The sequence below is a fragment of the Amycolatopsis sp. NPDC051372 genome, from assembly GCF_040682095.1.
Lineage (GTDB): Bacteria > Actinomycetota > Actinomycetes > Mycobacteriales > Pseudonocardiaceae > Amycolatopsis.
On the sequence record NZ_JBFBAF010000054.1, the window covers coordinates 34,823 to 45,966 of the forward strand.

14 protein-coding genes are annotated in these 11,144 nt (G+C 71.2%); 10 read left to right on the forward strand and 4 right to left on the reverse strand.

From position 1 onward, the window contains the following. Position 1 precedes the first annotated feature (1 nt). Positions 2-1,129 carry a hypothetical protein gene (locus tag AB0M56_RS47445; protein ID WP_364189320.1) on the reverse strand — a complete coding sequence of 376 codons (1,128 nt, stop codon included), beginning with the start codon at positions 1,127-1,129 and terminating at the stop codon, positions 2-4. 1 nt (position 1,130) lies between these two features. Then, a complete protein-coding gene (locus AB0M56_RS47450; RefSeq protein WP_364189323.1) occupies positions 1,131-2,195 on the reverse strand; it encodes a helix-turn-helix transcriptional regulator in 1,065 nt (354 codons plus the stop codon). A gap of 251 nt (positions 2,196-2,446) precedes the next feature. Between AB0M56_RS47450 and AB0M56_RS47455 the strand changes: the two genes are divergently transcribed. From AB0M56_RS47455 to AB0M56_RS47470, 4 genes are all read left to right on the forward strand, one after another. Continuing rightward, positions 2,447-3,076, forward strand: coding sequence for a hypothetical protein (locus AB0M56_RS47455; protein WP_364189326.1), 630 nt, complete (start codon positions 2,447-2,449; stop codon positions 3,074-3,076). Between the two features lie 19 nt (positions 3,077-3,095). Beyond that, positions 3,096-3,758 carry a Crp/Fnr family transcriptional regulator gene (locus tag AB0M56_RS47460; protein WP_364189329.1) on the forward strand — a complete coding sequence of 221 codons (663 nt, stop codon included), beginning with the start codon at positions 3,096-3,098 and terminating at the stop codon, positions 3,756-3,758. 84 nt (positions 3,759-3,842) lie between these two features. Then, positions 3,843-4,172, forward strand: a complete 330-nt coding sequence (locus tag AB0M56_RS47465) for a hypothetical protein (RefSeq protein ID WP_364189332.1) — start codon at positions 3,843-3,845, stop codon at positions 4,170-4,172. Next, the gene (locus AB0M56_RS47470; protein WP_364189335.1) at positions 4,169-4,390 is read left to right on the forward strand and encodes a hypothetical protein; all 222 of its coding nucleotides are present in this window, start codon (positions 4,169-4,171) and stop codon (positions 4,388-4,390) included. The genes AB0M56_RS47465 and AB0M56_RS47470 overlap by 4 nt, the downstream gene beginning before the upstream one ends. 146 nt (positions 4,391-4,536) lie before the next feature. Here AB0M56_RS47470 and AB0M56_RS47475 read toward each other — a convergent pair whose 3' ends face one another. Beyond that, the gene (locus AB0M56_RS47475) at positions 4,537-4,992 is read right to left on the reverse strand and encodes a GatB/YqeY domain-containing protein (RefSeq protein ID WP_364189338.1); all 456 of its coding nucleotides are present in this window, start codon (positions 4,990-4,992) and stop codon (positions 4,537-4,539) included. A 95-nt stretch (positions 4,993-5,087) separates the two neighbouring features. On the opposite strand from AB0M56_RS47475, the gene fmt reads away from it, so the two are divergent. Genes fmt through AB0M56_RS47490 form a run of 3 tightly spaced genes read left to right on the forward strand, consistent with a single transcriptional unit; the run spans position 5,088 to position 7,935 of the window. Further along, complete coding sequence (gene fmt / locus AB0M56_RS47480) at positions 5,088-6,014, forward strand: methionyl-tRNA formyltransferase (RefSeq protein WP_364189341.1); 927 nt, start codon at positions 5,088-5,090, stop codon at positions 6,012-6,014. Beyond that, entirely contained in the window at positions 6,011-7,435 is a 1,425-nt protein-coding gene (locus AB0M56_RS47485) for a transcription antitermination factor NusB (protein ID WP_364189343.1), read from the forward strand. Before fmt ends, AB0M56_RS47485 begins: the two co-directional genes overlap by 4 nt. Continuing rightward, entirely contained in the window at positions 7,432-7,935 is a 504-nt protein-coding gene (locus AB0M56_RS47490; protein ID WP_220238481.1) for a flavoprotein, read from the forward strand. Before AB0M56_RS47485 ends, AB0M56_RS47490 begins: the two co-directional genes overlap by 4 nt. A 48-nt stretch (positions 7,936-7,983) precedes the next feature. Here AB0M56_RS47490 and phoA read toward each other — a convergent pair whose 3' ends face one another. Beyond that, complete coding sequence (gene phoA, locus AB0M56_RS47495; protein ID WP_364189346.1) at positions 7,984-9,369, reverse strand: alkaline phosphatase; 1,386 nt, start codon at positions 9,367-9,369, stop codon at positions 7,984-7,986. A 170-nt stretch (positions 9,370-9,539) separates the two neighbouring features. On the opposite strand from phoA, the gene rpe reads away from it, so the two are divergent. The 3 genes from rpe to AB0M56_RS47510 form a co-directional block, all read left to right on the forward strand. After that, positions 9,540-10,226, forward strand: a complete 687-nt coding sequence (gene rpe, locus AB0M56_RS47500) for a ribulose-phosphate 3-epimerase (RefSeq protein ID WP_220238483.1) — start codon at positions 9,540-9,542, stop codon at positions 10,224-10,226. Positions 10,227-10,318: 92 nt separating this feature from the next. Continuing rightward, positions 10,319-10,924 carry a riboflavin synthase gene (locus AB0M56_RS47505; protein ID WP_364189353.1) on the forward strand — a complete coding sequence of 202 codons (606 nt, stop codon included), beginning with the start codon at positions 10,319-10,321 and terminating at the stop codon, positions 10,922-10,924. 30 nt (positions 10,925-10,954) lie between these two features. Next, the coding region (locus tag AB0M56_RS47510; RefSeq protein ID WP_364189350.1) for a 3,4-dihydroxy-2-butanone-4-phosphate synthase at positions 10,955-11,144 on the forward strand (190 nt) is incomplete at its 3' end.

The window sequence follows — 11,144 nt, forward strand, 5'->3', positions numbered from 1 at the left end:
GTCAGCTCCGCAGCACGAGGTCGGCGATGCCGAGGGTCTGGAACGCGGCATCCACGTCGCCGGTCACGTGCTGGTCGTGCAGGCCGGCCACGTGCGCGCACCACGTCACCCGGTCTTCCTGCCACGCTCGCAAGAAATCCGCGCACAGCTCCGGCGTGATCATTTCCTCGTTGCGGCGCAACGCGGTGCGCAGCGCTTCGGTCATGTTGTCGCGCCTGACGAAATCCAGCCCGGCCGCTTCGGAAACCTGGAGCAGCGCCGTGCGGATGAAGTTCCGGCGGACCTCGAGGAACCTCTTCCAGTAGCCCTCCGTCGCGGCTTCGAGGCCGAGACCCTGGTCGAGTAGGCCGTAGACGCCCTCGGCGAGCGTGTCGCCCAGTTCCTCGGACTCGGCCCGGACCTGGTTGTACGGGTCGTACTCCGCCTGGTGCGCGCTCCCCGTGAGCGCGGTCGGCCGCAGCCTTCTGTCGCCCAGCAGGAAGAACCAGTCCTCGTTGTAGAGGTCCGGGAAGAACGAGTCGAAACACCGCTCGCCCACGACCAGCGCACCGCCGCCGACGAACGTGTCCTGCCGCCCGCCCGACTCACGGTAGGCGTGGCACACCACGGAGTTGTCCGGCATGCCGGTGTTCGTCAGGCCGACGGCCGCGTGGTCGCCCAGCAGACCCGAGGCCTCGCGCAGGTCGGTGGGCCGGGGCAGTGTGATGTCGTCGTCGAGGAACAGCACGCGCTGCCAGCCTGCGAGGCCGGCGACGAGCAGGCCCAGGTTGCGTTTGAGGCTGGTGTCGGCGCCGCGGAGCAGCCTGTGCTCCCGCAACAGCTGAGACGCGGCGAAGTCGGGCAGGACACCCGGGGGGAGCCCGTCGGTGTCGATCGCGAAGGCCCGCACCCTGGCTTGCTTCGCCGCCAGCACGACCCGGTCGGCGCTCGCCTTCTGGCTGCAGAGCAGCAGCACCGGCGCGTCGAGCTCCCGGGCGATGGTCCAGGTGTGGTCCAGCGCGTGCTCGTCGCGGCCGTTGGGCACGACGATCGCGTCCAGCTCGGCCTGGGGAGTCCTCCCGGTACAGACCTCGGCCAGCAGGCGCCGGTGGGTGGAGTGCTGCGCCGGCGCTCCGACGGCAGTGATCATCTCAGCTCGTTTCTGGCCATTCGTGCAGCCGGTGCTCCGCCAGCGTCCAGTCGGGGGTGAGCCCCTGGTTGTTGAAGATGGGCACGCGGCTGATGATGCTGAAGGAGTCCGCGTGGGCGAATCGCGCTTCCAGGTGGGCCTGGTTGCGATCGCGGAAACGCGGGTCGGTCAGCGCTCGCACGGCTCCGAGGGTTCCCCGGCCGTACATCCCGTTGCACACGGTGACGGTGCGTTTGCGGTTGAGCGGGTTGACTCCGTGGTAGAAGAGCGCGACGTCGGCGACGAGGGTGTCGTCGTCTGACGTCTGGGCTTTGAAGGTTTCGGTCGTGCCGTCCGTGCGGGTCACCTCGAAGCTGCCCGGCACGTCCTGGCCGGGGCCGCCCCGGCCGATCTGCCGCACCGGCGCGTCGATCAAGTTGAGCAGCTCGCGGGTCTGCGGGTTGAAGTCGACGCCGCCGAGCAGCACGAGGTGCGCCGTGTAGTCCTTGGGGCGCAGGGGGACCCGGGGATTCGCGGTGCGGAAGGAGACGTTGCTGGTGGGATTGCAGGCCCGGATGTGGCCGTACAGCTCGATCAGCGCGTCCGGATCGGCGTAGCTGAAGAGCCGGGAGTAGTCGGGACTGGCAGGATCCGCGTAGCCGATCCGCATTTCTTCGGGCAACTGCGCGTCGACGATCACGACGTCTTCGTTCGGCGGGAACCGCCAGACGTTGCCCGGCGCGAAATCGGCCGAGCCCGTGGCCTCGTGGGAGCCGCCGCGCAGCGCGGTCAGTTCGGCGAGCAGGTCCTCGCGTCCGCGCTGCTCCTGCTCGGTGAGCTGCTCGGCCGCCAGCAGGCGGAACGACTGCCCCTCGATCGACCGGCGGGTGGCGAAGAACGTGGCGTACGCGTCGAGCCGGAGCATGGGCGGCGACACCGGGTTGCTGGTGTTCTCCCATGACGAGAGCAGCGTGTTGCTCACCCCGAACACGTCGGCGAGCTGGCGTTGGGTGATCTGCACCCCGGGCCAGGTCTCCTTCCGCAGCGCGCGGAGGCGTCCGGCGAGGGCGGGGCTCGGCTGGGACACGACTTCAGACCTTTCAGTGAAGTCCACTGGAATGCGAGTGACGGAGATTGTACACGGAGAGTACTGACCCGGCTTGAGGGGCTCGCCGGGACCGTTCCAGCGGGTGAGTAAGGGGTTGTTCAGTCCGCGGATCGGCAAACTCTTAGGGAGAACTTAAGTCTAAGGCCCTGTTCAGGTTCAATCACAGCCTCTATAGTTCGATCTATGGAAGTCTACTGGATTTCAGGAACCACCTGAACAGGGGGTCGGCCATGGACACCAGTGTTTTGCACGTGCCACTGCATCGAGCGATCGTGGTGGTCGACATCGAGGGGTCGACCACCCGCACCAACCCCGCTCGGGCCCGGCTGCGCGCGATTCTGTTCGACCTGCTCGACGAGGCGTTCCGCGCTGGGGGGATCGCGGAGGGGTTCCGGGACCCCTTCGTTGACCGCGGCGATGGCGCGTTGTGCCTGGTCCGGCCGGTCGACGAGGCGCCGAAGACGGTCCTGCTCGCCGAGGTGGTGCCCGCCCTGGCGGAGCTGCTCGCGCGGCACAACGACGACAGACCCGACGAGGCCTTCCGGCTCCGGGTCGCGATCCACGCCGGCGAGGTGCACTACGACCTCCACGGCCCTTACGGCGAGGACGTAGACCTCGCCTGCCGGCTGCTCGACGCCGCCGACCTGCGGCGCCGGCTGCGCACTGCCGACGGGCCGCTCGCGCTGGCCGTCTCCGAGGCCATCCACTGGTCGGTGGTCCGCCACGACTACGACGGCATCGACCGCACCGCGTTCACCGACGCGTTCCACGTGCGGGTGGGCGGCAGACGGATGCGGGGCTGGCTCCGCACCGCCGACTGGGCCGGGGCCGGCAGCCCCAGGACGGGGCTCACCGCCTGACGAGCCGGGAGGTGACCCCGTGGAGACGACCGGATTCTGGCCGGCGCTGGGCGAGGCCGACCGCGGCAAGGTGGCGGAGCTGGCGGTCCGCCGCACTTACCGCCGGGGCGACGTGGTGTGCCGCGAAGGCGACCGGGCCGCGGTGGTGGTGCTCCTGCTCTCCGGCCATGTCCGGATCACCAACGCGACTTCCGACGGCCGCGAGATCGTGATCGCCGTGCGCGGCGCGGGCGACGTGGTCGGCGAGCTCGGCGCGATCGACGGCGGCCCGCGCTCGGCGACCGTGGCGGCGCTGGACGACCTCGACGCGCTCGTCCTGCCCGCCGCCCGCTTCGCCGCGCTGTGCCGGCGCGAAGCGGCGATCTCCTGGGCGTTGCTGCTGGTCGTGGCCGACCGCATGCGCGACATCGGCCGGCAGCGGCTCGACGTCGGCGGCGGCACGATCACCCGGCGCGTCGCGGCGCAGCTGATGCAGCTGGCCGTGCAGCACGGGGTGCGCCGGGGCGACGACATCGTCATCGCGATCCCCGGCACCCAGGCCGAACTCGCGACCACCGCGGCGGTTTCGCGCGAATCGTGGGCCCGGGTGACGCGGGAACTGCGCCGGCTCGGCGTGCTCAGCACCGCGCGCGGACAGGTCGTGATCCACCGGTTCGCGGAACTGGGCCGGCTCGCTCGCTGAACTTTGCCCGAACGTGTCTGCAGACACAGATTTCCCTGCGCCACAGGGGAATCCTGGTAGCACACACTCACGACGGAGGCAGCCATGGACCCGTTTCTTCCCGCCCCGCAACCGATTCGCTGGCGCCGCGGGGTCTACGCGGCGGCGCTGGTGATCCCGTTCACCGTGATGCAGCTGTGGGCGCTGCTGGTGCTCTTGAGTCTCGCCGACTTCAGCGGCCTTGTCGTACAAGCGGTTCTGGTGCTCGTGCTCGGCTCGGCGGTCTCGCTCGCCGTCGGCTGGCGGTGGGCCTGGCGCCTGGGTTCCGAACGCCGGCGCGCCCTCGAAACCCGCCGCGAGTTCGAGGCCTGGCGTGATGCCGCGCACGAAATCCCGCCGGCCGAACGGATCGGCGCCGGGCGAGGCCGTCGATGAGCGCGCTGGCGGCCGCCGCCGGCGAGAGCGGCCCCGACACGTCGACGGTCGTGCTGGTGATCGCCCTCGTGCTGTTCGTCGTCGCGGTGCGGATCGTGCGGCGGATCGTCGGCTTCGTCGTGAAGACCGCCGCGGCGGCCGCCGCGCTCGCGGGCGTCGTCATGGCGGTCGGCGGCCTCGGCGGACTGACGACCCTGGCCGTCATCGCCCTCCGGTAGGCCGCCCTCGTTCCCTGCCACACCACGATTCCCGGGCGGCCGGGAACCCGGTCCCGCACACGGCGGGGACCGGGTTTTCTCTTTTCGGCAAAGGAATCCACCTGACGACCTCGCCTTCGCGCAATGCGTTGGCCGGTGACAATCGCTCAACCGGCCAGCTGCTTCTTCACCTCCGCCGCCACCCGGCCACCTTCCGCGCGCCCCGCGACCTTCGGCTGCACGGCCTTCATCACGGCGCCCATCCCCGCCATCCCGGACGCGCCGGTCGCCGCCACCGCGTCCGTGACCAGTGCCGTCAGTTCCTCGTCCGACAGCTGCGCAGGCAGGTAGCCCGTGAGGATCTCCGCCTCGGCGCGCTCCTTGTCGGCCGATTCGGCCCGGCCGGCGCCTGCGAAGGCCTCGGCGGCGTCGCGGCGCTTTTTCACCTCGCGGGTGATGATCTTCTGCACCTCGTCGTCGGAGAGCTCGCGGTGGGTGTCGCCCGCGGTTTCCTCGTAGCCGATGGCCGAGAGAGTGAGCCGCAGGGTTGCGGAGCGGAGCTGGTCGCGCGCCTTGATGGCGGTGGTGAGGTCGTCGTGGAGGGTCTGCTTGAGCGTGGTCATCCCCCGATCCTGGCACCACCGCCGCGGCGACGCGCGGGTCTTCTAGACTCGACCGTGATGTCCAACCAGTACGAATCGCTTCCGGAGGTGCGGTGATGAGGCTCGTTTTCGCCGGTACCCCCGAACCCGCGGTGCCCTCGCTGCGCGCTCTGCTCGAATCCGGCCGCCACGAGGTCGTCGCGGTGGTGACGCGCCCCGACGCCCAGGCCGGGCGCGGCCGCCACGTCGTGCGCTCGCCCGTCGGGGCGCTCGCCGACGAGCACGGCATCGAGGTGCTCACGCCCGCGCGCGCCGGGGACCCCGCGTTCCTCGCGCGCCTCACGGAGCTGGCGCCCGACGCGTGCCCCGTCGTCGCATACGGGGCGCTGCTGCCGCAGTCCGCGCTCGACATCCCGGTCCACGGCTGGGTGAACCTGCACTTCTCGCTGCTGCCCGCGTGGCGCGGCGCCGCGCCGGTGCAGTCGGCGATCCGCGCGGGTGACGAGATCACCGGCGCCAGCACGTTCCGCATCGTCAAGGAGCTCGACGCCGGTCCCGTCTTCGGCGTCGTCACCGAGAAGATCGGCCCGGCGGACACCTCGGGCACGCTGCTGGGCCGGCTCGCCGAGTCGGGCGCGCACCTGCTGCTGTCCACCATGGACGGCATCGAGGACGGCACGCTGCGGGCCGTCGAGCAGTCCGCCGACGCCATGACCTACGCGCCGAAGGTGACGGTCGAAGACGCTCGCGTATCGTTCGCGGACCCGGCCGCGGCCGTCGACCGGCAGATCCGCGCGGTGACGCCGGAGCCGGGCGCGTGGGCGGAGTTCCGCGGCGAGCGCTTCAAGCTGGGGCCCGTCACGGTGGTCGACGAACCGGGCCCGCCGCCGGGCGAGCTCGTGGTCGAGCGCAAGCGCGTGCTCGTGGGCACGGCGACGAAACCGGTGCGGCTGGGCGAGGTCCAGGCATCGGGCAAGAAACGGATGGCGGCCACCGACTGGGCGCGCGGTACACGGATCGAAGAGGGAGAGCGCCTGCGGTGAACGAGCGTGGGGAACGGCGGCCGTCGAGGCCGCAGCGGGGCCGGCCGGCTCCGCGCAAAGAGGGACCGCGCCGTCCGCCGGAGGTCGATCCGGCTCGCCAGGTCGCGTTCGACGTGCTGCGCGCGGTGCGCGAGAAGGACGCGTACGCGAACCTCGTGCTGCCGCAGCTGCTTCGTGAACGTCGCATCTCCGGCCGCGACGCGGCGCTGGCCACGGAGCTCACATACGGCGCTTCGCGCGCCCAGGGCCTGCTCGACGCCGTGATCGGCGCCTGCGCCGAGCGGCCGATCGAGAAGACGGACCCGGTGGTGCTCGACGCGCTGCGCCTCGGCGTCTACCAGCTGCTGCGCACGCGCATCCCGGAGCACGCGGCCGTCGGGTCCACTGTGGACCTCGTGCGCGCCGAAGCCGGTTCGTGGGCAACTGGCTTCGCCAACGCGATCCTGCGCTCGGTGTCCGCAAAGGACGAACAGGCCTGGCTCGACGAGCTGGCGCCCGACGAGTCGGCCGACCCGATCGGCTCGTACGCGCTGCGCACGGCGCACCCGCGCTGGGTCGCGCGCTCGTTCGCGGAAGCGCTGGGCGACAAGGGCGCGGAGCTGAAGGCGGCGCTCGAAGCCGACGACGCCCGCCCCGAGGTGCACCTGGTCGCGCGCCCCGGCGAGATCAGCGCCGACGAGCTGGCCGCGATCACGGGCGGCGACGTCGCCCCGTACTCGCCCTACGGCGTGCGCCTACCCGCCGGCGCCGGTGACCCGGCCGACGTCGAGCCGGTGCGCGAACGCCTCGCCGCAGTGCAGGACGAGGGCAGCCAGCTGTGCGCGATCGCCGCCACGAAGGTGCCGCTCGAAGGCTCCGACGAACGCTGGCTCGACCTGTGCGCCGGCCCCGGCGGCAAGGCCGCGCTGCTCGGCGCGCTCGCGGCGATCACCGGCGCGACCGTGGACGCCGTCGAGAAGGCCCCGCACCGCGCGAAGCTCGTGGAGAACGCGACGCGCGGCCTGCCGGTCAAGGTGCACGTCGCCGACGGCCGCGAGTCCGGCCTCGAACCGGGCTACGACCGCGTGCTCGTCGACGCGCCGTGCAGCGGCCTCGGCGCCCTGCGGCGGCGGCCGGAAGCCCGCTGGCGCCGCAAGCCCAGCGACGTCTCCGACCTCACCAAGCTGCAGGGCGAGCTGCTCACGGCCGCGCTGGACCTGGTCCGGCCGGGCGGTGTGGTCACCTACGTCGTGTGTTCGCCGCACCTCGCCGAGACCGAGGGCGTCGTCGGCGAGATCGCCCGCCGCACCAAGTCGGAAGTCCTCGACGCACGCGAGTTCTTCCCGGGCGTGCCGCAGCTCGGCGACGGCCCGTACGTGCAGCTGTGGCCCCACCGCCACGGCACCGACGCGATGTTCTGCGCCACCCTGCGCAAACCGTGAGAGACCTCGGCCTGGTCGCGAGCTCGTGCGGTGGGCTGGACACCCGGTTCACCGCCGAGCTGGCCCGCCCCGCCGCCACGCGCGGCTGGCGGCTCGCGGTCACGCTGACGCCCGTCGCCCACCGCTGGCTGGAGGCGACGGGCGGGCTGACCGAGCTGGCCGCCACCACCGACCTGCCGGTCCGCAGCGTCTCGCGCCTGCCCGGCGAGCCGCGCCCCCACCCGGACCCGTCGGTGTTCCTCTTCGCCCCCGCGTCGGCCAACTCCCTGGCCAAACTCGCCCTGGGCATCGCCGACAACCAGGCGCTGACCCTGCTCGGCGACGTCCTCGGGGCGCCCGGGATCACGATCGTGGTGGCGTACCAGATCCAGGACACGCGGGTGCACCACCCGGCCTGGCAGCGTCACCTGGACACGCTGAAGTCGGCGGGTGTCCGCCTCCACCGCCTCGACCCCCGGCGGCCCTGGTCGGAAGTCCTCGACCTGCTGCCCGGCGCATGAGAAACGGGTGTGCCCCCGGAAACCGGGGACACACCCGTCAGCAGAACGTCAGCGCAGGTGCAGCGCGCGCTTCAGCGTCGAGAACACGTCCGTCTGGTTGGTGAGCCCGACGATGTTCGCGGCCTGCGGCCCGTAGCCCGCGATGCGGACCTGGGTGCCGGTGTGCGACTGCGAGCCGCCCGTCTCGGCGGTGCCGTAGGCGATCGTCATGTTCGAGCCCTCGTTGGTGACCAGCGCCGCGGTCAGGCCCGGGGTGGCGGTGGGCTCCACGATCTGGCTGCTGTGGCCGTGGTCGGCCGTCACGAGCACGAGCGTGTCGCGGTGGCTGCGGGCGTACGCCAGGCCCGCGGCGATCGCGGAGTCGAAGTCGACCGTCTCGCCGATCTGGCCACACGGGTCGGCCGCGTGGTCCTGCTTGTCGATGCTGGCGCCTTCGACCTGCAGGAAGAAGCCCTTGTCGCTGTGGCGGTCGTCGAGCAGCTCGATCGCCTTGCGGGTCTGGTCGGCGAGCTTCGGCTGGGTCTTCGGCAGCGCCGCGTTCGGGGTGCAACGGGACGGCTTCGTGCCGCCGTGGACCGCGGCCGGGCCGGTCCAGTTCACCGACATGTTGTTCTGCGCGAACAGGCCGAGAACCGGCTTGCCCTTCTTCGCCTTCGCCAGATCAGCCGCGGTGTTGACGACGTTGTAGCCGGCCGCCTTCGCCTGGTCCAGCACGGTCTTGCCCTTGAACTTGCCGGCCGTCACCTTCTGGTCGAAGAAGGCCGCGCCGCCACCCAGCAGGACGTCGGGGCGGGTCTGCACCAGCTGCTCGGAGATCGAGCCGGCGCCACCGTTCTCCTTGGCGTTCTGCGCGCACTTGGCGGTCGTCTCGACCGGGCCCTTGCAGTCGCGGCTGACCACGTGGGAGCCGAGCACGGCCGGGGTCGCGTCCTGGACCTCAGCGGTGGTGACGTCACCGGTGCGCAGGCCACCGCGCTTGGCCAGCTCCAGAATCGTCGGCACGGGGTTGCCGTACGCGTCGACCGAGATCGCGCCGTTGTAGGTCTTGGTGCCGGTGGCCCAGCCGGTGCCGGACGCGGCCGAGTCGGTCACGTAGTTCGGCTTGGCGGGGTTGTTCTGCTCCACGGCGTACGTGGTGTAGTCGCCGGTCAGCGGCAGCTCGTCCATCGCGAGCCGCCCGGCCGCGCCGCGCTCGTAGTTGCGCGCCGCTGTGATCTCCGACTGGCCCATGCCGTCGCCGATGAACAGGATCACGTTGCGCGCGGTGCCGCCCTGGATCGCGTTGCGGACGTCTTGCGTGCGGTCACCCGCGGAGGCCGTGCGCGACGTCGCGGTGTCCGAAGTCGCCAGGGCGACCGGGGCCGCGGCGATCAGCGCGGCGCCGAGCGCGCCCGCGGTCAGCCACTTGCGGCGGCCGGCGAAGAGCGTTCTCATGCAGTTTCTCCTCGGATGGTGATTAATCCGGAAACTCCGGCACGGGCTATTAGTTCGTGTGCATGTGTTCCGCGTGCATCATCCGGATGATCGATGGATGTCCGAAAAGAGAACACCGGGCCGCCGCAGCCGGTTCACGACGGTTAACAGGCCCGACCTAGACTCGGGGCGTGGCCGATCGACCCCTCATCGCACCCAGCATCCTGTCCGCGGACTTCGCCCGGCTCGGCGAGGAGATCGCGGCGATCGCGCACCCGGGGGAGACCCGCGCCGACTGGGTCCATGTGGACGTGATGGACGCGCACTTCGTGCCCAACCTGACGCTCGGGCTGCCCGTGGTCGAGGCGCTGCTGAAGTCCACCGACGTGCCGATCGACTGCCACCTGATGATCGACGACCCGGATCGCTGGGCGATCGGTTACGCCGAGGCCGGCGCCTACAACGTCACGGTCCACGTGGAAGCCGCGAACGACCCGGTGAAGCTCGCGAAGGACCTGCGTGCGGCGGGGGCGAAGGCCGGCCTGTCGGTGAAGCCCGGCACCCCGATCGAGCCCTACCTCGAGACCCTCAAGCACTACGACACGCTGCTCGTGATGTCCGTCGAGCCCGGGTTCGGCGGCCAGTCGTTCATCCCCGATGTGCTGGAGAAGGTGCGCACCGCGCGCCGCCTCGTCGACACCGGCCACCTCAAGCTCGTGGTCGAGATCGACGGCGGGATCAACGCCGAGACCATCGAGCAGGCCGCCGAAGCCGGCGTCGACTGCTTCGTCGCCGGGTCCGCTGTCTACGGAGCGGACAACCCGGGCCTGGCGGTCGCGGCGCTGCGTGAACAGGCCGCGCGCCACCGCGCGAACTGACCCCGCGCCCGGGGAAGCTTCGGGGTGCGGGCGGGTGTTGGATGGAGGGATCACCGGGTTCGGACGGTGACGGCGGCGAGGAGGCAGCAGCAGTGTTCACCGGGATTGTCGAGGAAATCGGCGAAGTCACCGCGGTCGAGCAGGGCACGAACATGGCGCGGCTCACGGTGCGTGGCCCCCTGGTCACGTCCGACGCGAACCACGGCGACTCCATCGCCGTCAGCGGTGTGTGCCTGACGGTCGTGGACGTCTCGGAGGGTGGGTTCACCGTCGATGTGGTGAACGAGACACTCGCCCGCTCCAGCCTCGCCAAGGTGGCCGTGGGCGACGCCGTGAACCTCGAGCGCGCCACCCCCGCGGGCGGCCGGCTCGGCGGGCACATCATGCAGGGCCACGTCGACGGCACGGGCGTCTTCCTGTCCCGCGACGACACGGGCGTGACCACGTTCGCCCTGCCCACGGGCCTGGCGAAGTACGTCGTCGAGAAGGGCTCGATCGCCGTCGACGGTGTGTCGCTGACTGTGGCTTCGATCACCGACGAGCAGTTCTCCGTGGCGCTGATCCCCACCACGCTCGAGGCCACGACGCTGGGCCGGCGCGAGGCGGGCGACCTCGTGAACCTCGAAGTGGACGTCGTCGCGAAGTACGTCGAGAAGCTCGCGATCCCACATCTGGCCGCGAGCGCGCACAATGTCTGACGTTCGGTCCGACGGTACGAAGGAGCAGCCGTGAGCGAGACGAAGGCGGCCGAGCCGCGGACGGGCTGGACGCCCTGCGGTGCCGGCACGGTGTTCGACGCGGACGCCATCGAGGCGGCGGTCGCGGACATCGCGGCGGGTCGTGCGGTGGTGGTGGTCGATGATGAGGATCGTGAGAACGAGGGCGATCTGATTTTCGCGGCGGAGAAGGCGACGCCGG